This window comes from Gracilibacillus sp. Marseille-QA3620, from assembly GCF_054950035.1.
The window spans coordinates 86950-106793 of record NZ_CM143102.1; the positions used below are offsets into that span (position 1 = coordinate 86950).

General features: G+C 45.1%; 19 protein-coding genes, 7 tRNA genes, 2 rRNA genes and 1 other annotated feature. All 28 genes read left to right on the forward strand.

Annotation, left to right across the window (positions count from 1 at the left end; genetic code table 11):
* Positions 1–37 precede the first annotated feature (37 nt).
* The 28 genes from rrf (ACY8DX_RS00440) to secE all read left to right on the forward strand — a co-directional run bounded on the left by rrf (ACY8DX_RS00440) (position 38) and on the right by secE (position 19800).
* Positions 38–154, forward strand: a 5S ribosomal RNA gene (gene rrf, locus ACY8DX_RS00440).
* 7 nt (positions 155–161) lie between these two features.
* A tRNA-Val gene (locus ACY8DX_RS00445) sits at positions 162–237 on the forward strand.
* A 5-nt stretch (positions 238–242) separates the two neighbouring features.
* Positions 243–315 (forward strand) — tRNA-Lys (locus ACY8DX_RS00450).
* A 69-nt stretch (positions 316–384) separates the two neighbouring features.
* Positions 385–459 (forward strand) — tRNA-Gly (locus ACY8DX_RS00455).
* A 15-nt stretch (positions 460–474) separates the two neighbouring features.
* Positions 475–560 (forward strand) — tRNA-Leu (locus tag ACY8DX_RS00460).
* Positions 561–577: 17 nt separating this feature from the next.
* Positions 578–654: transfer RNA gene (locus ACY8DX_RS00465), tRNA-Arg, on the forward strand.
* 6 nt (positions 655–660) lie between these two features.
* Positions 661–737, forward strand: a tRNA-Pro gene (locus ACY8DX_RS00470).
* A gap of 19 nt (positions 738–756) precedes the next feature.
* Positions 757–832, forward strand: a tRNA-Ala gene (locus tag ACY8DX_RS00475).
* A gap of 6 nt (positions 833–838) precedes the next feature.
* Positions 839–955 (forward strand): 5S ribosomal RNA (rrf, locus tag ACY8DX_RS00480).
* A 200-nt stretch (positions 956–1155) separates the two neighbouring features.
* On the forward strand, positions 1156–2379 hold the full coding sequence (locus ACY8DX_RS00485) for an ISL3 family transposase (RefSeq protein WP_462406874.1): 1224 nt from the start codon (positions 1156–1158) through the stop codon (positions 2377–2379).
* A 782-nt stretch (positions 2380–3161) separates the two neighbouring features.
* Positions 3162–3623 carry a CtsR family transcriptional regulator gene (locus ACY8DX_RS00490; RefSeq protein ID WP_049672579.1) on the forward strand — a complete coding sequence of 154 codons (462 nt, stop codon included), beginning with the start codon at positions 3162–3164 and terminating at the stop codon, positions 3621–3623.
* Between the two features lie 24 nt (positions 3624–3647).
* The gene (locus ACY8DX_RS00495) at positions 3648–4205 is read left to right on the forward strand and encodes a protein-arginine kinase activator protein McsA (protein WP_439802143.1); all 558 of its coding nucleotides are present in this window, start codon (positions 3648–3650) and stop codon (positions 4203–4205) included.
* A 14-nt stretch (positions 4206–4219) separates the two neighbouring features.
* Positions 4220–5281: a protein-arginine kinase McsB gene (locus tag ACY8DX_RS00500; protein WP_439802145.1), complete on the forward strand. Its 1062-nt coding sequence runs from the start codon at positions 4220–4222 to the stop codon at positions 5279–5281.
* A gap of 12 nt (positions 5282–5293) precedes the next feature.
* Entirely contained in the window at positions 5294–7735 is a 2442-nt protein-coding gene (clpC, locus tag ACY8DX_RS00505; RefSeq protein WP_049672576.1) for an ATP-dependent protease ATP-binding subunit ClpC, read from the forward strand.
* 304 nt (positions 7736–8039) lie between these two features.
* Entirely contained in the window at positions 8040–9419 is a 1380-nt protein-coding gene (gene radA, locus ACY8DX_RS00510) for a DNA repair protein RadA (protein WP_049672575.1), read from the forward strand.
* A 4-nt stretch (positions 9420–9423) separates the two neighbouring features.
* Positions 9424–10485, forward strand: a complete 1062-nt coding sequence (disA, locus tag ACY8DX_RS00515) for a DNA integrity scanning diadenylate cyclase DisA (protein ID WP_049672574.1) — start codon at positions 9424–9426, stop codon at positions 10483–10485.
* A 193-nt stretch (positions 10486–10678) separates the two neighbouring features.
* A complete protein-coding gene (locus ACY8DX_RS00520; RefSeq protein WP_049672573.1) occupies positions 10679–11773 on the forward strand; it encodes a PIN/TRAM domain-containing protein in 1095 nt (364 codons plus the stop codon).
* 24 nt (positions 11774–11797) lie between these two features.
* Entirely contained in the window at positions 11798–12496 is a 699-nt protein-coding gene (ispD, locus tag ACY8DX_RS00525; protein WP_439802144.1) for a 2-C-methyl-D-erythritol 4-phosphate cytidylyltransferase, read from the forward strand.
* A complete protein-coding gene (gene ispF, locus ACY8DX_RS00530) occupies positions 12489–12965 on the forward strand; it encodes a 2-C-methyl-D-erythritol 2,4-cyclodiphosphate synthase (protein WP_049672571.1) in 477 nt (158 codons plus the stop codon). The genes ispD and ispF overlap by 8 nt, the downstream gene beginning before the upstream one ends.
* An 83-nt stretch (positions 12966–13048) precedes the next feature.
* The gene (gene gltX, locus ACY8DX_RS00535; protein WP_049672570.1) at positions 13049–14506 is read left to right on the forward strand and encodes a glutamate--tRNA ligase; all 1458 of its coding nucleotides are present in this window, start codon (positions 13049–13051) and stop codon (positions 14504–14506) included.
* Positions 14507–14548: 42 nt separating this feature from the next.
* Positions 14549–14797 (forward strand) — a binding site (T-box leader).
* 99 nt (positions 14798–14896) lie between these two features.
* Positions 14897–15562 carry a serine O-acetyltransferase gene (cysE, locus tag ACY8DX_RS00540; RefSeq protein ID WP_049672568.1) on the forward strand — a complete coding sequence of 222 codons (666 nt, stop codon included), beginning with the start codon at positions 14897–14899 and terminating at the stop codon, positions 15560–15562.
* Positions 15543–16940 carry a cysteine--tRNA ligase gene (cysS, locus tag ACY8DX_RS00545; RefSeq protein ID WP_049672567.1) on the forward strand — a complete coding sequence of 466 codons (1398 nt, stop codon included), beginning with the start codon at positions 15543–15545 and terminating at the stop codon, positions 16938–16940. The genes cysE and cysS overlap by 20 nt, the downstream gene beginning before the upstream one ends.
* A gap of 4 nt (positions 16941–16944) precedes the next feature.
* Positions 16945–17349 (forward strand): Mini-ribonuclease 3, encoded by a 405-nt coding sequence (locus ACY8DX_RS00550; protein ID WP_049672566.1) that lies wholly within the window; start codon positions 16945–16947, stop codon positions 17347–17349.
* Positions 17350–17354: 5 nt separating this feature from the next.
* Complete coding sequence (gene rlmB, locus ACY8DX_RS00555; protein ID WP_049672565.1) at positions 17355–18098, forward strand: 23S rRNA (guanosine(2251)-2'-O)-methyltransferase RlmB; 744 nt, start codon at positions 17355–17357, stop codon at positions 18096–18098.
* Position 18099: 1 nt separating this feature from the next.
* The gene (locus ACY8DX_RS00560) at positions 18100–18612 is read left to right on the forward strand and encodes an NYN domain-containing protein (protein ID WP_049672564.1); all 513 of its coding nucleotides are present in this window, start codon (positions 18100–18102) and stop codon (positions 18610–18612) included.
* A gap of 69 nt (positions 18613–18681) precedes the next feature.
* Positions 18682–19320 carry an RNA polymerase sporulation sigma factor SigH gene (sigH, locus tag ACY8DX_RS00565; protein WP_049672563.1) on the forward strand — a complete coding sequence of 213 codons (639 nt, stop codon included), beginning with the start codon at positions 18682–18684 and terminating at the stop codon, positions 19318–19320.
* A 99-nt stretch (positions 19321–19419) separates the two neighbouring features.
* Positions 19420–19572, forward strand: coding sequence for a 50S ribosomal protein L33 (gene rpmG, locus ACY8DX_RS00570; RefSeq protein ID WP_082197221.1), 153 nt, complete (start codon positions 19420–19422; stop codon positions 19570–19572).
* A 45-nt stretch (positions 19573–19617) separates the two neighbouring features.
* On the forward strand, positions 19618–19800 hold the full coding sequence (gene secE / locus ACY8DX_RS00575) for a preprotein translocase subunit SecE (RefSeq protein ID WP_049672562.1): 183 nt from the start codon (positions 19618–19620) through the stop codon (positions 19798–19800).
* Positions 19801–19844: the final 44 nt, after the last annotated feature.

Here is a 19844-nt window from a genome sequence, read left to right on the forward strand (position 1 = left end):
CCAGTTTTGAAAGAATGATTCAACATTCTTGAATAAGTCCGGTAACGATGGCGAAGAGGCCACACCCGTTCCCATTCCGAACACGGAAGTTAAGCTCTTCAGCGCCGATGGTAGTTTGGGCTCACGCCCCTGTGAGAGTAGGACGTTGCCGGGCATCATATGGAGGATTAGCTCAGCTGGGAGAGCATCTGCCTTACAAGCAGAGGGTCGGCGGTTCGATCCCGTCATCCTCCACCATATATGAGCCATTAGCTCAGTCGGTAGAGCATCTGACTTTTAATCAGAGGGTCGAAGGTTCGAGTCCTTCATGGCTCACTCTTTATTTAAATAATTCTGTCGTGATGGACTATTTAAGTTCCGAAACGAAAAATGTGCATGATCCATGCGGAAGTAGTTCAGTGGTAGAACACCACCTTGCCAAGGTGGGGGTCGCGGGTTCGAATCCCGTCTTCCGCTCCAATTGCCAACCATAATGCCGGGGTGGCGGAATTGGCAGACGCACAGGACTTAAAATCCTGCGGTAGGTGACTACCGTGCCGGTTCGAGACCGGCCCTCGGCACTTTATCTCTTTTAAATGCGCCCGTAGCTCAATTGGATAGAGCGTTTGACTACGGATCAAAAGGTTAGGGGTTCGACTCCTCTCGGGCGCGCCATTATTGCGGGAAGTAGCTCAGCTTGGTAGAGCACTTGGTTTGGGACCAAGGGGTCGCAGGTTCGAATCCTGTCTTCCCGACCATTTACAACTTAAATTATATGGGGCCTTAGCTCAGCTGGGAGAGCGCCTGCTTTGCACGCAGGAGGTCAGCGGTTCGATCCCGCTAGGCTCCACCATATAAGTCCGGTAATGATGGCGAAGAGGCCACACCCGTTCCCATTCCGAACACGGAAGTTAAGCTCTTCAGCGCCGATGGTAGTTGGGGCTCACGCCCCTGTGAGAGTAGGACGTTGCCGGGCACAAAGAGACCAGTTCAGTAATGAGCTGGTTTTTTGTTTTATCTATTGGTTGTTATTAAGAAAGAGTCAGTGCAGCCTAATATTTTTAGGTTCTATACTAAATGTTGGGGTGTCCACAAAAAACGGACATAAAAAAAGAGCACACATGCTCCACTTTTCTTATACTTGAATTGTCGAGAAACAAGTCGAAAAGGAGATGTGTGCTCTTGAATTTTAACATAACATTGCCAGGTTTAGAAGACGTTAAGGTGATAAAGTCCAAGGTAAATGATCATGGTGTTTTTGAAATGACCGTGGAGATGCCCCTGACCCCGCATATTTGTCCAAGATGCGGCGAGAAAACAGGGAAGGTTCATGATTATCGCATCCAGTCCGTTCGACATCTGAAAATGGCGGAACGACCAACGATTCTCCAGTATCGTAAACGCCGGTATGCCTGTCAATGCGGGAAAAGGTTTGCCGAACAGAATCCGTTTGTCGATCGGTATCAACGCTTCTCAAAAGAATGGAACCAACAAGTACAAATACGAGCCATCAAAGCGAAGACATTCAAGGAAATCGCCGCTCAATACCACACATCCGTCAGTACCATCATCCGGCGGTTTGATGCCATTGTCCCGTCCTCCATGAAGGGGAAGTCAGCCTTACCAGAAGTGATTGCCATTGATGAATTCAAGGGGAATACAGGCAAGGAAAAGTACCAGCTCATCATCGCAAATGCCGAGACTCGCGAGCCAATTGACATCCTACCAAACCGGCGAAAGGACACCATCAAGGACTATTTGCGCCAATACGGCGCGAAGGTGAAAGTGGTGGTCATGGACATGAGCCAGGCCTTTAAAGCGGCGGTTCAACAGGCGTTGGATCGTCCCATCATTGTGGCGGATAGCTTTCACTTTGTGCGATATATGAATTGGGCGCTGGATCGGGTTCGAGTGAGGGAACAGGCCAGGTGGCATGAATATGACCGAAAGAAATGCAAGAAAGCCCGCTATATCTTTCATAAAGCTGCTCATAAATTAACGGAGAAAGACCAATGGCTTCTTCAGCGATACTTCAGCTTTTCCCCTGAGCTCCAGAAAGCGTATGAGCTCAAGGAAGCCTTTTATACTTGGTTTTATAAGGCAAAAGAAAATGGAGAAAATGGGATTGTGGAGACGCAGAAAGAACTTCGCAAGTTCTATCAGAAGGTAGAAGAGAGTGGCATTCCTGAATTGAGCAAGACAGTCCAAACGTATCGAAACTGGGAAAGAGAAATCTTAAATCGCTTCGAGTTCAATTACTCGAATGGGTTTGTGGAAGGCTTAAACAATTTGACAAAGGTCATGAAACGGAATGGATTTGGCTATCGGAATTTCACCCGATTCCGCGCGAGAATCCTTCTCCATCATCAATATAAAAACATCGGCGATTCATTAGGATAAGGGGTAGAGCAAAAAGACTCTACCCCAACACTTGAAAAAGAACCTATTTTTATCATGCATATAACTTGTAGGGTATATTCAAAGGCTCCGAACAGGGGTATGGAAAATTGCTCGGTTCTATAACGGGCAGTCTGAGAATCAATTTACTGAATGGTGAGGGACCAGTTCTTAATGGAACTGGTCTTTTGTTTTTATATGGGGAAGAAGAGGAATGCTCAGGATACCCATCCTATGTCCATGCAAAGGGGGTGAAGAGTGGGAGTCGTCAGAGAAAGCCCACCCTTTGACCATACAATACATCGGAAAGATGAAGAGAAGGTGGACAAAAGGTGGGACAAGCCATGTTCCTCCCACCCTTACCTCATGCAAGGCATAGGAAGCATGGGGAAAGGGTGTTCGAAAGATGGTTAAATTCCGCTCCCTCAACAAAGACAGCCCAACTCACTCCCGCTCAAATCAGGTATCAAGTTAGAGAAAGAAGATCATTCATTCACACAAATTTTCACAACCATCTGTATTGCCTCCTCCATCGTTTTACCGTACCTCCTATACCCTATTTCTTCTTTTTATATAATTACCATAAAATGTTGATGTAGAGGGTTTCTAATAAAGAGAATATGGGTAAAATTTTATTATTGGCTTTTTGCCTTATAGCCCTTTTGCGAAATAATGTATATACATAGTGAAATGAATAGAGTAATTCATTGTCAAAATGAGAAAACTTTTTTATAATTAAAGTCAAATATAGTCAAAGTCAGAGCGGCGAGAGGGGGAGTCAAGCGATGAAGAATATATCAGATATTATTGAGAGTTATTTAAAGAATGTATTAGAGATGAGTGAGAAGGAATTAGTCGAAATTAAAAGAAGCGAGATTGCTGATAAGTTTCAATGTGTCCCCTCTCAAATCAACTATGTTATTAACACCCGCTTTACCATCGAAAGAGGCTATGTTGTGGAGAGCAAGCGTGGCGGAGGCGGATATATTCGTATTATGCGGGTTCAGTCACATGATAGGGCACATCTTATTGAACAGCTCAGCAGTTTAATTGGTGACCGGATTTCTCAAAGTAATTCAGAGGCGTTAATTGGAAGGCTCGTTGAGGAAGAAGTGATTTCTATCCGTGAAGCAAAAATTATGATGAGTGTGATGGATCGCTCAGTTTTACATTATGACCTGCCTGAGCGTGATGAGCTTAGAGCAAGAATTTTAAAGGCGATGTTTATGACGTTACGATATAAGTAAGTGAGTAGTGAATGAGGTGGAGAAATGCTTTGTCAGGAATGTAATGAACGGCCTGCTACGCTGCAGTTCACGAAGGTGATTAACGGCAAGAAGGCAGAAGTGAACCTTTGCGAGCATTGCGCCGCTGAGAAGGGGGATATCTTTATGCTCCATGATGGGGGCAATTTATCTTTCAACAATTTACTTGCAGGCCTTTTAAATATGGGTCTTGGCATGACATCGACGAAGGCGAGTCCCGGCTTTGGGGGCGACCAGCTGGAATGTCCTCATTGCCATTTGACTTACCGGGAGTTTGTGAATAGCGGGCGGTTTGGCTGCCGGCAATGCTATGAAACCTTTGCGCCATATTTGGAGCCGGTTTTAAGCAGGCTTCATGGCGGGAATGTAAACCATACAGGCAAGATACCAAAAAGAGCCGGCGGCACGCTTCATATAAGAAAGCAGATTAATGACTTGAAGGCAGACCTGCAAGCGTTGATTGAGCAAGAAGAATTTGAAAAGGCTGTACATGTCCGTGATGAGATTCGTCAGCTTGAGAAGGAGATTGAGGCTGCGTCTCAGGAAGGGGGCGGGGAAGGTTGACGATTGAAAATTTTATGAACCATGCAATTAGTTCATGGATGAACCAGGAAGGTCCGGAATCAGATATCGTGATGAGTTCGAGAATTCGGCTTGCACGTAATGTGAAGGATCTTTCCTTCCCGACAGTGTTCTCCGCAGAGGAGGCGGCTAAGATGCTCCGCAAAGTGGAGAATCGTCTTGGTGGCCAGTATCTGCCGGGACTCGGCACTTTGGAGATGGTGAGGTTGAGAGACCTTCAGGCGCTCGACAGACAGGTTCTTGTGGAGAAACATTTGATCAGCCCGCTGCTTGCGAAAGAATATGAGATGGGCGGAGTCTTGATCACAGAGAATGAAGAGGTCAGTATCATGGTAAATGAGGAAGACCATATTCGGATTCAATGTTTATTCCCTGGACTTCAGCTGAAAGAGGCTTTAGATGTAGCGAGCCGGATTGATGATTTGCTTGAAAATGAACTTGATTATGCATTTGATGAGAGGATTGGGTATTTAACGAGCTGTCCTACCAATGTTGGTACCGGTCTGCGGGCTTCTGTGATGCTGCATTTGCCGGGGCTGGTGCTGACAAGGCAAATGGATAGAATCATCTCGGCCATCAATCAGCTTGGACTGGTCGTTCGGGGCATGTATGGAGAAGGCAGCGAGGCACTCGGGAATATTTTTCAAATCTCGAATCAAATGACGCTTGGAAAGACCGAGGAAGCCATTGCTGAGGACTTGGACAGTGTGGTGAAGCAAATAATTATGCAGGAAAAAGCCGCGCGTGATACATTGGTCCAATCTTCAAACATACAATTGGAAGATAGGGTATTCCGTTCCTTAGGGATTTTATCGAATGCCCGCATCCTCGAGTCTAAGGAAGCGGCTAAATGTTTATCAGATGTTCGGCTGGGGATTGATTTAGGATACATCCCCAATATTACGAAACATATATTAAATGAATTAATGGTTGTTACGCAGCCTGGTTTCCTGCAGCGCTATGCAGGCGGGCCGCTGAACCCAAAAGAAAGAGATATACGAAGAGCTTCTCTCATTCGGGAAAGGCTGGCATTAGAAGATAAACCAATGAAAGAATAGGAGGAACTTATCATGATGTTTGGTCGATTCACAGAAAGAGCACAAAAGGTACTCGCACTTGCACAGGAAGAAGCAATCAGGCTCGGTCATAATAATATCGGTACGGAACATATCTTACTTGGATTGGTGAGAGAGGGAGACGGCATTGCCGCGAAGGCACTATATGCCCTTGGATTAAGCCCGGAAAAAATCCAAGAAGAGGTTGAAAATCTCATTGGGAAAGGTTCTGAGACGGTTCAAACGATCCATTATACTCCCCGAGCGAAAAAGGTTATCGAGCTTTCCATGGATGAAGCAAGGAAATTGGGCCATTCCTATGTGGGAACCGAGCATGTCCTCCTTGGGCTGATTCGTGAAGGAGAAGGCGTCGCAGCCAGAGTGTTGAATAATTTAGGCGTCAGCCTCAATAAGGCAAGACAGCAAGTATTGCAGCTTCTTGGCAGCAATGAATCGGGTGTTCATCAAGGAGGAGCCTCCTCTGCAGCCAGCACACCTACCCTTGACAGCCTGGCACGTGATTTGACCGCCATTGCAAGAGAGGGAAGCCTTGACCCGGTAATTGGCAGAGGGAAAGAAATTCAGCGTGTGATTGAGGTGTTGAGCCGCCGCACGAAGAATAACCCTGTTTTGATTGGAGAGCCCGGTGTTGGTAAAACAGCGATAGCTGAAGGACTCGCCCAGCAAATCGTCAATAATGAGGTCCCAGAGATTTTGCGGGACAAACGCGTCATGACACTGGATATGGGAACGGTTGTAGCCGGTACTAAATACCGCGGCGAATTTGAGGACCGCCTCAAAAAGGTGATGGACGAAATTCGAGCAGCCGGCAATGTCATCCTCTTCATTGATGAGCTTCATACCTTGATTGGTGCAGGCGGAGCTGAGGGTGCCATTGATGCATCTAATATTTTGAAACCATCACTCGCACGCGGTGAGCTTCAATGTATTGGTGCGACGACGCTTGATGAATATCGTAAATACATTGAGAAGGATGCAGCACTTGAACGCAGATTCCAGCCAATCCAAGTGGATGAGCCGACAATTGATGAGTCCATTCAAATTTTGAAGGGTCTGCGTGATCGTTATGAGGCCCATCATCGAGTATCTATTACCGATGAAGCAATTGATGCAGCGGTAAAATTATCAGACCGCTACATCTCTGACCGATTCCTTCCGGATAAAGCCATCGACTTAATTGATGAATCCGGCTCTAAGGTGCGTCTCCGCTCTTATACAACACCACCTAATTTGAAAGAACTTGAGGTGAGACTGGAGGAGGCACGCAAAGAAAAGGATGCGGCAGTTCAAAGTCAGGAGTTCGAAAAAGCAGCTTCCTTACGCGATATGGAGCAAAAATTGCGTGAAGAGCTTGAGAATACAAAACGTAATTGGAAGGAAAAGCAGGGCAAGGAAAACAGCGAGGTAACAGTGAATGACATCGCACATGTTGTTTCCAGCTGGACTGGAATCCCGGTTACGAAGCTTGCGCAGACAGAATCTGATAAACTGTTGAATATGGAAGACATTCTTCATAATCGTGTCATTGGTCAGGAAGAGGCTGTAAAGGCTATTTCGAAAGCGGTTCGCAGAGCGAGGGCTGGTCTTAAAGATCCGAAGCGTCCAATTGGCTCCTTCATCTTCTTAGGGCCTACCGGTGTCGGTAAAACCGAGCTTGCTAGAGCTCTTGCTGAGTCCATGTTTGGAGATGAGGATGCCATGATTCGGATTGACATGTCTGAGTACATGGAGAAACACTCAACCTCCCGTCTTGTTGGTTCACCACCAGGCTATGTCGGCTATGAGGAGGGCGGCCAGCTTACAGAGAAGGTTCGCCGAAAACCATATTCCGTCGTGCTGCTTGATGAGATTGAGAAAGCACACCCTGATGTTTTCAACATTCTATTACAGGTGCTTGAGGATGGAAGGCTGACAGATTCGAAGGGACGTACAGTAGACTTCCGTAATACAATCTTGATTATGACATCCAATGTGGGTGCACATAGCTTGAAGAAAAACCGGTATGTTGGTTTCAATATGCAGGATGAAGGCCAAGACTATAAGGATATGAAGGGGCAGGTTATGGATGAGCTCAAACGGGCTTTCCGTCCAGAATTCTTGAACCGGATTGATGAAATTATCGTCTTCCATGCTCTTGAGAAGAAACACCTGAAGGAAATTGTGACATTGCTGTCTAATCAATTGATTAAACGCTTGAAGGAGCAGGATATTGACCTTGAGCTTTCAGAAGCGGCTAAGGAAAAAATTGTCGAAGAGGGCTACGACCCAGACTATGGAGCCCGTCCGCTTAGAAGAGCTTTGCAAAAACATGTAGAAGACTTCTTGTCTGAAGAGCTTTTAAGAGGCAATATAGATAAAGGGAAACAGATTGTCATTGATGTGGAGAATGGCGAATTCACGGCTAAAACCGGTGAAAAGAGCCTGGCAAGCAAGTAAGATGAAGTAAGAAGAAGGGCACTTCCTATATGTGGATTGTGCCCTTTCCTTTCAATAGGAAAAAAGGCATTTCACCCTATGTATGGATTGGAGGGTTATGCTGCAGCCTGCTTCCTGAAGCGGGTTATATCCCCTTTAGTCTCTCCGAGTGGGCTGGTTATAAAGAAACCGAGTCCTCATCTATCATTACTTCTAACACATATCTTTGAGGAAATTTCCATATGAGCAGTCATGTATTTACGATATAAATGAAAAAGGGGCAGGTGGATCTGCCTGCACCGTAAGAGAGAGGATACTACCCTTTATGGCAAAGAAAAAAACGAAGTTCATTTGTCAGTCCTGCGGGTATGAATCTCCCAAGTGGATGGGGAGATGCCCAGGCTGTAACGGTTGGAACACGATGACAGAGGAAGTTGAAATCACGGCTTCAAAAAATCAGCGCAGAACAGCTTTTACCCATACAGATCAGCCAATGTCAAAGCCGGTATCCATCATGACGGTGGGAACTGAACAGGAGCCGCGGGTTATGACCGACTCGGGTGAACTGAACCGTGTACTTGGGGGCGGAATCGTGCCAGGGTCTTTACTATTGATTGGGGGAGACCCAGGGATAGGAAAGTCTACCTTGCTTTTGCAAGTATCGGCCCAATTAGCGAGAAAGGATTATGATGTCTTATACATATCCGGAGAGGAATCTGTTAAACAGACGAAGCTTCGTGCCGTAAGGCTTGGAGTCACTTCAGATCACCTATACGTTTATTCAGAAACGGATATGGGGATGATTGAACAAGCGATCAATGAAATCGATCCGGACTTCGTTATCATTGACTCCATTCAAACAGTCTTTCATCCAGATGTCACATCTGCACCAGGCAGTGTATCCCAAGTGCGTGAGTGTACGGCTGAGCTGATGAGATTGGCGAAGACGAAGGGAATTGCCATCTTCATTGTCGGACATGTGACAAAGGAAGGGAATATAGCGGGTCCGCGCCTTTTAGAGCATATGGTTGACACTGTATTATATTTTGAAGGGGAGCGGCACCATACCTTCCGGATTTTGCGAGCTGTCAAGAACCGCTTCGGCTCGACGAATGAGATGGGAATCTTTGAAATGAAGGAAGAGGGACTAGAAGAGGTCATGAATCCTTCCGAAATATTCCTTGAGGAGCGATCACAGGGAGCGGCAGGGTCTACCGTTGTTGCCTCGATGGAAGGGACACGGCCTATACTAGTAGAAATCCAAGCCTTGATTTCACCATCGATATTCCCTAATCCACGCCGGATGGCAACAGGAATTGATCATAACCGGGTGTCACTGCTGATGGCTGTACTGGAGAAAAGAGTCGGTCTTCTATTGCAGAACCAGGATGCCTATTTAAAGGTAACAGGCGGAGTCAAGCTTGGTGAACCTGCAGTAGACCTGGCCGTAATTGTCAGCATTGCTTCCGGATTCCGAGATGTGCCAACGAGAGCAACAGATTGTATTGTTGGCGAAGTCGGGCTGACAGGTGAGGTCCGCAGGGTTTCCCGAATAGAGCAGCGAGTGAAGGAAGCAGCCAAACTCGGATTTGAACGAATTATCATACCAGCCAATAACTTAAGCGGATGGACGCCTCCATCTGATATAAAGGTTGTTGGTGTAGCAACAGTCAGTGAAGCATTGAAATATGCGTTAGGGGGATAACTAGATGGATAAAAAGGTAGTCGAACGGGATAAATCACAGATCATACAGCTTGTAGCCCCGGGGACACCGCTCAGAGAAGGCTTGGACAATGTGCTTCGAGCTAATACAGGAGGCTTAATCGTTGTCGGCTATAACGATAAGGTAAAGGGCCTTGTCGATGGAGGGTTTAAGATTGGCTGCCCGTTTTCACCAAGCTATTTATATGAGCTCGCGAAAATGGATGGGGCAATTATTTTGAATGATAAGATTGATACTATTATGTTTGCGAATGCACATCTCGTGCCAGACAAAACGATTCCTTCCATGGAGACAGGCATGCGTCACAGGACAGCGGAACGAATTGCGAAGGAGACAAAATCACTCGTGATTGCCATCTCGCAGCGGCGAAATATTATTACCCTTTATCAAGGGAATTTCCGTTATGCCTTGAAGGAACTGTCAGTCATCTTGACGAAGGCGAATCAGGCCATGCAGACCTTGGAAAAATACCGTTCCGTGCTTGAGGAAAGCATCCAAAATCTAAGCAAGCTGGAATTTGAGGAGCTCGTAACATTCGGTGACCTTACCCATGTCTTGAACCGGCTGATTATGGTTATCCGAATTAAAACAGAGCTCCTATCCTATATGAATGAGCTTGGGGTAGAGGGGCGCTTGCTTCGGCTCCAGCTGAAGGAAATGCTGAGCGGTGTAGAGCAAGAGGCCTTTCATATTCTAAAGGATTATCACCATCAGCCTGATGCCTGCTCCCCGGAGAAGGTGTTTGAGCTGTTAAGCGAAATGTCTCAGTCAGAAGTGATTGAGGATACGGCTCTTATGAAGGCCCTTGGCTATCCAGGAGCAATGCCGCCTGAGCAATCGATAGCACCATGCGGGTATCGGGCTTTGCATAAGATTCCAAGGCTTCCTTTATCGATTATCCAAAATCTCGTCAAAACCTTTAAAACTTTGCCTGGCTTAATGAAGGCGGGAGTGGAGGATTTAGATGAAGTAGAAGGAATCGGGGAGGTCCGTGCGAAGAAGATTCATCAAGGATTAAAAAACCTTAAAAGTGTCAATAAATTATAAAAGGCAGAATTCTGACATCTAGCTGACATACTAAAAGGTATAATGAAGGAGACAGGCTTAAAAAATGCCAAAAATATGGTCTCAAGGGAAATGTTACAGACGCTTTACAGGATGTTTACAGCTTCAGTTTTATAGGGAAATAAGTAGGATGGGTGTTTCTGCTCGTTTATAATTAATTATAGGAGGTGAAAGAATGTTGAAAAGAATACTGCAAATTTGTTTCATATTTATCGGCGGGGCACTGGGCATGGGTATTTTGCCTGATTTATTACCATTGATCAATATTGATAATGAATTAATAACGAATCCGATTTCTTCTGCTATTTTAGGTGCAATTATATTCTATCTCATTACTTTCTGGTTGGTTGACTATGTCGCCCATTTTATTAAATGGATTGAGGAGCAATTATTGATTGCCCCTATTACGGATATTATCTTTGGAAGTATGGGCTTGTTAATTGGGCTCTTGTTGGCATTTTTGATTACATTGCCGTTGAATCAAGTGCCTATTCCCATATTGAATACGGTTTCTCCGATTCTTTTGACATTAATATGCGGTTATTTAGGATTTCAGGTAGGGTTTAAGAAGCGGGATGAGCTGACGAAGCTTGTGACGAATTCTGTCAAGACAAAGAAAAAGGGCTCTGAGCGGGATGGTGAAACAGCGGAGGACTCACCAGTTAAGCGTAAGGTCCTTGATACAAGTGTCATCATTGACGGCCGAATCGCTGATATCTGCAAGACAGGCTTCTTAGAGGGCCCGCTTGTAATCCCGCAGTTCGTGCTTGGAGAGCTTCAGCATATTGCGGATTCCTCTGATGCATTGAAGCGTACTAGAGGCCGCAGGGGACTTGATATCCTGAATAAGATTCAAAAGGAACTCCCTATTGAAGTCGAGATGTATGAGGGAGATTTTGAGGATATCTCTGAGGTGGACAGCAAGCTGGTCAAATTGGCAAAAACAATTGATGGAATCGTGGTTACAAATGATTTCAACTTGAATAAGGTATGTGAATTCCAGAATGTCCAGGTGCTGAATATTAATGAATTGGCGAACGCGGTTAAGCCAGTCGTCATCCCAGGTGAAGAGATGAATGTTCAAGTCATCAAGGATGGTAAGGAGCAGAACCAAGGGGTTGCTTACCTGGATGATGGTACAATGATTGTAGTGGAAGAGGGACGCAATTATATCGGCAAGAAGATTGACGTCATTGTAACGTCTGTACTGCAGACCTCTGCAGGCCGGATGATCTTCGCCAAACCGAAATTATTAGAAAAGGCTCTTTAAACCGAATTAAGGGGTATTGTAATCATGAAGTATGAAGTCATTATTCCTGCCGCGGGGCAGGGGAAGAGAATGAAGGCAGACCGGAATAAGCTCTGGATTGAGCTTGAAGGTGAGCCAATCATCTCTCATACATTGCGTCAATTTGGCGCAGATGAGAATTGCAAACGTATTCTCCTTGTGGTGAATCCTTCCGAAGAGCCTGACTTTCAGGTTCTTTCAGAGAACTGGCAATTGCCGGTACCGATTGAGCTCATACATGGAGGCAGCGAGCGGCAATACAGTGTGAAGAACGCAGTTGATTCTCTAACCGATGAAACGGAGATTGCTCTCGTCCATGACGGGGCAAGACCATTTATTACCCGCCCGCTCATTGAGAAGCTGATAAAGGATGCTGCCGAACATGGCGCAAGTGTTCTTGCAGTACCGGTTAAGGATACGATTAAGCAGGCAGAAGACTCCTTCATCACGAAAACGATCGAACGTTCAAGCTTGTGGGCTATTCAAACCCCGCAAGCTTTTCGTGTGTCCATCCTGAAGCGTGCACATAGTAAGGCGCAAGAGGATGGGTTCCTCGGAACGGATGATGCGAGTTTGGTCGAGCGCTTATGTATGCCAGTGGCGATTACGGAAGGGAATTACGATAATATCAAAATTACGACTCCAGAGGACTTGTATTTCGCAAAAGCCATACTGGAGAAGAATAAAGGAGTCCAGCATGATTAGAATAGGGCAAGGGTTTGATGTACATCAATTAGTGGAAGGTCGTCCGTTGATTATTGGGGGAATAACCATCCCTCATGACAAAGGCTTGCTAGGTCATTCTGATGCAGATGTTTTGCTGCATACGGTGGCTGATGCAATCTTAGGTGCACTGGCGGAAGGGGATATTGGCAAGCATTTTCCTGATACGGATATGGCATTTAAGGATGCTGATTCAAAACTGCTGCTGAAAGAAGTATGGGCAATTGCAAAGAAGAAAGGCTATAAGCTTGGCAATATCGATTGCACAATCATTGCGGAGCGTCCAAAAATGCGCCCTTACATCGATCAAATGCGAGAAGTGATTGCGGGTATCCTAGAGGCTGAAATGGAACAGGTTAATGTGAAGGCGACGACAACAGAGAAGCTCGGTTTTCCGGGTAGAGGAGAGGGGATTGCCTCACAGGCAGCTGTTCTTTTGGTAAAAGAATAAGGCCGGGCAGTTTTCTTCCTTTATGAATTAGTGGTAAAATGAACCCACAATTAGTTACTTTATCTTTTTGGGAGGAAAAAAGAATGACAAGCAGTATTCGTGTTCGGTATGCGCCAAGTCCAACCGGACATCTTCATATCGGTAATGCCAGAACAGCATTATTTAATTACTTATTTGCGAGAAGCCAAGGCGGAAGCTTTATTATCCGTATTGAAGATACAGATCAAAAAAGAAATATTGAAGGCGGCGAAGAGAGCCAGTTGAAGTATTTGAAATGGCTCGGTATGGACTGGGATGAAAGCATTGACTGCGAGGGAGCTTATGGCCCTTACCGCCAGTCTGAGCGTCTTGATATTTATAAACAATATTATACAGACCTGATGAACAGGGATATGGCTTATAAATGCTACTGCACGGAAGAGGAATTAGAGAAAGAGCGTGCAGAACAAATGGAACGCGGTGAAACACCAGCTTATTCCGGTAAATGCCGTCATTTGACGAAGGAGCAGCAAGAAGCATTGGAAGCAGAAGGCAGAAAGCCTAGCATTCGCTTCGCTGTCCCTAAAGGCAAGGTGTACACCTTCAATGATATGGTCAAAGGGGAAGTATCCTTTGAATCAGACGGTATAGGCGACTATGTCATCATTAAGAAAGACGGTATTGCAACCTACAACTTTGCTGTGGCGATTGATGATCATCTTATGGAAATCTCCCATGTTCTGCGCGGGGATGACCATATTACCAATACACCGAAGCAGCTGATGATCTATGAGGCATTTGATTGGGAGCCTCCTGTGTTCGGCCATATGACATTGATTGTTAATGAAAGCCGGAAGAAATTAAGTAAGCGTGATGAGTCTATCATCCAATTCATTGAACAGTATGAGGAATTGGGCTACTTGCCTGAGGCACTGTTTAATTTCATCGCATTGCTAGGCTGGTCTCCGAGCGGTGAAGAGGAGCTCTTCACGAAGGATGAGTTCATTTCTATCTTTGATGCTGACCGTCTGTCTAAATCTCCGGCATTGTTCGATAAGCAAAAGCTTACATGGATGAATAATCAGTACATGAAGAAGGTTGATACAGAGCGCGCACTTGAGCTGGCTCTTCCGCATCTTGTGAAGGCAGGACGTGTGTCTGAGAATATGACGGAGGAAGAACGCCAATGGGTGTACAAGCTTGTTGAGCTTTACCAAGAGCAAATGAGCTTCGGTGCAGAGATCGTTGAGCTTTCCGGATTATTCTTTAAGGATGAGCTTGTTTATGATGAAGATGCGAAGGAAATACTAGGGGATGAGACTGTTCCAGAAGTGCTTGGTGCCTTCCTAAATGAGGTAAATGCATTGCCTGAATTTACGGATGCAGAGATCAAAGCTGCCATCAAACGCGTTCAGAAGGAAACAGGTCACAAGGGCAAGAAGCTGTTCATGCCGATTCGTGTGGCTGTAACTGGACAAGCTCATGGTCCAGACCTTCCAAAAGCAATTGCTCTTCTTGGCCGCGAGAAAGTAAAGATGCGTTTAGAAGGACTTTTACGTTAACAATTGAGCGGAAATATAATATAGTATAGATACATCTAATAGGATAAAGCGTTGAGCGGGGAAGAGTAAGATTACGTCTGAGGTTTGACAGAGAATAACCACCATTGGCTGGAAGTGGTTTAAGCCGTCAAGTAATCTGAATGCGCCCCTGAGCCCTTCTTTGAACACCGTATGAGCGGACTAGTAGGAGAAGGCGGCATCCCATTGCCGTTACGAAATGGAAAAGTTGGGGTTCTTGTCATATAGAGAGCCCAAACAGAGTGGAACCGCGCATTTGATAGCGTCTCTGTCCTTCAATGGCAGAGGCGCTTTTTTATTTTTATGGATGGGGAAGGCTTTACGCGGGCTCGTGGGTTTTACTAAGAGCCATATGAAGAGGGGGTTATGCAAGTGTGGAAGCGAATGAAAGAGGATATTGATGTCATATTTGAGCAAGACCCTGCTGCTCGTTCTACGATTGAGATTATCTTAACGTATTCAGGTCTGCATGCGATTTGGAACCACCGCATTGCACATGCCTTATATAAACGACGATTCAAGTTTCTTGCGAGGGCTGTATCACAGATCAGCCGGTTTTTCACCGGTATTGAGATTCACCCGGCAGCAAAGATTGGAAGACGATTTTTCATTGACCATGGCATGGGAGTCGTAATTGGGGAAACGTGTGAGATTGGGGATAATGTCATTGTCTATCAAGGTGTGACGCTCGGGGGCACAGGTAAAGAAGGTGGCAAGCGGCATCCAACGATAGAGGATAATGTCTTGATTGCGACAGGTGCGAAAGTACTTGGGTCCATCATCATCGGGGAGAACTCAAAGGTTGGTGCGGGTTCGGTTGTTTTGAAGGATGTCCCGGCAAATTCAACTGTTGTGGGTATCCCAGGCAAGGTAGTCATTAAAGACGGGATTCGGTTGAAGCAGGATCTGAACCATCGTGATCTGCCAGACCCAGTTGATGATCAATGTCAGCAAATGCAGCAGCAGATTGATGAATTGAAGCAGGAACTGCAGGAATTACGAAAGGAGCTAACAAAGCATGAGCATTCAAATATATAATACGCTGACGAGAAAGAAAGAGCCCTTCCAACCGATAGAGGAAGGAAAAGTGAAGATGTATGTATGCGGTCCGACTGTATATAATTATATTCATATAGGAAATGCGCGACCGGCAATTGTTTTTGATACGGTTCGAAATTACTTGAAATACAAGGGATATGACGTCAAGTATGTCTCCAATTTCACGGATGTCGATGATAAGTTGATTCGAGCTGCACGTGAGCTGCATGAGGATGTTCCAGCGACTGCTGACAGATTTATTCAAGCCTACTTTGAGGACGTAGGAGCCCTAGGCTGCCAAAAGGCTGATGTGCATCCGCGGGTTATGGAAAACATGGATTTAATCATTGAATTTATTCAAGCCTTAGTTGATAAGGGAATGGCGTATGAATCGGGCGGCGATGTCTACTTCCGAACAAGAGAGTTTGACGGTTATGGCAAGCTTTCACACCAGTCCATCGATGAGCTCCGAGTAGGCGCGCGTATTGAAGTGGATGAAAGAAAGCAGGATGCGCTTGATTTCACCTTGTGGAAAGCGGCTAAGGAAGGAGAAATCTCCTGGGACAGTCCGTGGGGCAAGGGGCGCCCTGGATGGCATATTGAATGCTCCGCTATGGCGAAAAAATATCTAGGAGATACAATTGATATTCATGCCGGCGGTCAGGACTTGGCGTTCCCTCATCATGAGAATGAAATTGCCCAATCAGAGGCATTGACTGGTAAGCCATTCGCAAATTATTGGATGCATAATGGTTATATCAATATAGATAATGAGAAGATGTCCAAATCTCTCGGTAATTTTGTCACTGTTCATGATATTATCAAACATCACGATCCAATTGTTTTGCGCTTCTTTATCCTTTCTGTTCATTACCGCAACCCAATCAATTACAGCGAAGAATTGCTTGAGGCAACGAAGCTGTCATTTGACCGCTTACGTACGACGTATGAGAACTTAAAGCATCGCCAAACAGCCAGCACGAATATCACGACAAATGATGAGGAATGGCTCGAGAAAATTAAGGGACTGCATGCATCATTTGAAGAAGCTATGGATGACGATTTCAATACAGCTAATGCGATATCTGTTTTATTTGAGCTTTCGAAGCTTGGAAATCATTATTTGCTTGAAAAGGTTACTTCCTCTGATGTGATTGATGCTTTCTTGAATGAATTTAAGGTATTGTTCGGAGTGCTCGGAATGCCGATTGAGGTTGAAGAGACATTGGACGAAAAAGTGGAAAAATTAATTGAAGAACGCAATCGTGCGAGAAAGGAACGCAATTTCGCCCGTTCGGATGAGATCAGGGACCAATTGAAAGAGATGAACATCATCCTGGAGGATACACCTCAAGGCACGCGTTGGAAACGGGGATAAGAGAATGTTTGATTTGAAGGAGCTTGATGTAAAAGGATTGGGAAGTCTGGCTCTTGCCTATATGGGTGATGCCGTTTATGAGGTGTATATCCGGCATCATCTCTTACTCTTAGGGCAGGTCAAGCCTAATAAGCTTCATAAAGAAGCCACGAAATTTGTATCAGCAAGAGCGCAAAGCGCCGTGCTTCATTACATGCTTGATGAGAAGCTGTTGAGCGAGGAAGAAGAAGCCGTTGTAAGAAGAGGCAGGAATGCAAAGTCTGGAACTGTGCCGAAGAATACGGATGTTCAGACCTATCGCTATTCAACAGCCTTTGAGGCGCTGATTGGTTATTTGTATGGAAGTAGACAGGAGGAACGTTTGAATGAAATTATCAGGTTATCCATTCAATTTAAAGAAGGGAAGTGAAAAGAATGAGCGATGATTTAATTATGGGACGCAATACGGTGCTTGAGGCACTGCGCTCGGAGCGGGACATTCATAAGATTTGGGTTGCAGAAGGAGCAACTAAGGGGCAAATCCAGCAGGTCATCGCTGTCGCGAAAGAAAATAAAGTCATGATCCAAGTTGTGCCGAAGAAGAAGCTTGACCAAATGGTCGAGGGGAATCATCAGGGAGTTATCGCCCAAGTGGCGGCATATCAATATGCGGAGCTTGATGATATTTTCCGCCTGGCTGAGAAGAAACAGGAGGATCCGTTTATCCTGCTCCTTGATGAGCTTGAGGACCCTCATAACCTAGGATCCATTCTTCGTACGGCTGATGCCTCGGGCGTGCACGGTATTATTATTCCAAAAAGAAGAGCTGTCGGCTTGACGGCAACAGTAGCCAAATCCTCAACAGGGGCGATTGAGCATGTACCAGTTGTTCGTGTGACAAATCTTTCGCGTACGATTGAGGAATTAAAGGAACGCGGTGTATGGATTGCGGGAACGGATGCAAAAGGAAGTCAGGATTACCGCAGAATGGACGGGACGATGCCGCTTGGAATTGTTATTGGCAGTGAAGGCCGCGGAATGAGTCGGATTATCAAAGAAAAATGCGATTTCCTCTTCCACTTGCCAATGGTCGGCCATGTTACATCCCTCAATGCCAGTGTAGCGGCAAGCCTGCTAATGTATGAGGTTTACCGCAAGCGTTATCCTTTAGGGGAATAATATGAAAACCATACTGGTTGTGGATGGTTATAATATCATTGGCGCCTGGCCGGACCTGAAAAGGCTGAGAGACCTTGATTTAGCTGCCGCAAGAGATCGGCTGATTGACATGATGGCTGAGTACCAAGGTTACTCAGGCCATCAGGTCATCATTGTTTTTGATGCCTATTATGTTCAAGGGACGGAAAAGAAGTACCGAAATTCAAAGGTTGAGGTTATTTTCACAAAAGAGAATGAAACTGCAGATGAACGAATTGAGCGTTTGGCATCTGAATTAATCAAAATCAATACAAGGGTATATGTGGCTACCTCTGACTATACAGAACAAAGGACAATATTCGCACAAGGTGCGTACAGAAAATCTGCAAGAGAATTATTGCAGGAAATGGGCTATATACAAAAAGAAATCGACAAAAAGCTAAACGAAAAGATGGAAAAACAGCCAAGTTCTCGCATTCAGTTGAGTCGAGAAGTGTCGGAAATATTCGAAAAATGGCGACGAGGAAATCTTTGAGGACATTGACGCTCTAAAAACGCTTACTGTATAATATTTCTATCTTTGGTATCCTACGGAGGGATCGGTGTGGCAATATCTATCGGGGTAAGCTTGAGTGGCGACTATGGTCTTTTGGATGATGAATTGTTGGTTGACCGTGTGCAAAAGGGAGATAGCGAAGCCCTGGATTATTTGATACACAAGTATAGAAACTTTGTTAGGGCTAAAGCGAGAACCTATTTTTTGATAGGCGCAGACAAAGAGGATATTGTTCAAGAAGGAATGATCGGCCTATTCAAGGCCATCAGGGACTACCGGGAGGATAAACTGACCTCCTTCAAAGCATTTGCCGAGCTGTGCATTACAAGGCAGATTATCACGGCAATTAAGACGGCGACCAGGCAGAAGCATATCCCGCTTAATTCCTATGTTTCCTTGGACAAGCCTATTTATGATGAGGAATCTGACCGGACATTGATGGATGTGATTACCGGTGTAAAGGTAATGGACCCGGAGGAGTTAATCATTAATCAGGAAGAATTTGATTATATAGAGCTTAAGATGGGTGAGCTGCTAAGCGACCTTGAGAGAAAGGTACTCTCACTGTATCTAGATGGACAATCCTATCAGGAAATTTCGGAAGAGCTTAACCGGCATGTAAAGTCAATCGACAATGCCCTGCAGCGGGTCAAACGCAAGCTGGAACGTTATTTAGAAGTTCGATAGAGAGCATTCACATGTAGGAATGGCGGCAATGGGATTATTGACAGACAATTTTCTACATGATAAATTTGTTATTGAATTGTCATGAATATAGGTGTAAATATGAATAAAAAAGTAATCATTGCTTGTACGAAGTGTGGCTCGAGGAATTATACAACGAATTACAAACAAGCTGAGGAAAAGGCGCTTAGGCTCGAACTCAATAAATTTTGTAAAGCCTGTAATACTCACACACCTCATAAACAAACAATCTAAACTGTTTAGATCCTGAGAATACTGTAGGTTGGAGGTTTCATATTAATGCGACGCATTCTAGAGTTCTTCCGAGGCGTATCACGCGAAATGAAAAAGGTTAGCTGGCCTAAGAGAAAAGAGCTAACGACGTATACGATTACAGTTCTCGCAACTGTTATTATTATGTCCGTATTTTTTGCAGTTATTGATTTAGGTTTATCAGAACTTATTCGTCTTATTCTTGGATAGTGAATAAAGAGCGTAAAACATGGTATAATGGAAATTAGCATAAA

Bases quoted from the DNA above. Each gene is read 5' to 3' on its own strand.
- rpmG (WP_082197221.1), top strand. From the start codon at position 19,420: ATGAATAAAAAAGTAATCATTGCTTGTACGAAGTGTGGCTCGAGGAAT.
- ACY8DX_RS00550 (WP_049672566.1), top strand. From the start codon at position 16,945: ATGTTTGATTTGAAGGAGCTTGATGTAAAAGGATTGGGAAGTCTGGCT.
- ispD (WP_439802144.1), top strand. From the start codon at position 11,798: ATGAAGTATGAAGTCATTATTCCTGCCGCGGGGCAGGGGAAGAGAATG.
- gltX (WP_049672570.1), top strand. From the start codon at position 13,049: ATGACAAGCAGTATTCGTGTTCGGTATGCGCCAAGTCCAACCGGACAT.
- ACY8DX_RS00490 (WP_049672579.1), top strand. From the start codon at position 3,162: ATGAAGAATATATCAGATATTATTGAGAGTTATTTAAAGAATGTATTA.
- ispF (WP_049672571.1), top strand. From the start codon at position 12,489: ATGATTAGAATAGGGCAAGGGTTTGATGTACATCAATTAGTGGAAGGT.
- rlmB (WP_049672565.1), top strand. From the start codon at position 17,355: ATGAGCGATGATTTAATTATGGGACGCAATACGGTGCTTGAGGCACTG.
- radA (WP_049672575.1), top strand. From the start codon at position 8,040: ATGGCAAAGAAAAAAACGAAGTTCATTTGTCAGTCCTGCGGGTATGAA.
- ACY8DX_RS00495 (WP_439802143.1), top strand. From the start codon at position 3,648: ATGCTTTGTCAGGAATGTAATGAACGGCCTGCTACGCTGCAGTTCACG.
- clpC (WP_049672576.1), top strand. From the start codon at position 5,294: ATGATGTTTGGTCGATTCACAGAAAGAGCACAAAAGGTACTCGCACTT.
- ACY8DX_RS00520 (WP_049672573.1), top strand. From the start codon at position 10,679: ATGTTGAAAAGAATACTGCAAATTTGTTTCATATTTATCGGCGGGGCA.
- cysS (WP_049672567.1), top strand. From the start codon at position 15,543: ATGAGCATTCAAATATATAATACGCTGACGAGAAAGAAAGAGCCCTTC.
- disA (WP_049672574.1), top strand. From the start codon at position 9,424: ATGGATAAAAAGGTAGTCGAACGGGATAAATCACAGATCATACAGCTT.
- secE (WP_049672562.1), top strand. From the start codon at position 19,618: ATGCGACGCATTCTAGAGTTCTTCCGAGGCGTATCACGCGAAATGAAA.
- ACY8DX_RS00500 (WP_439802145.1), top strand. From the start codon at position 4,220: ATGAACCATGCAATTAGTTCATGGATGAACCAGGAAGGTCCGGAATCA.
- ACY8DX_RS00560 (WP_049672564.1), top strand. From the start codon at position 18,100: ATGAAAACCATACTGGTTGTGGATGGTTATAATATCATTGGCGCCTGG.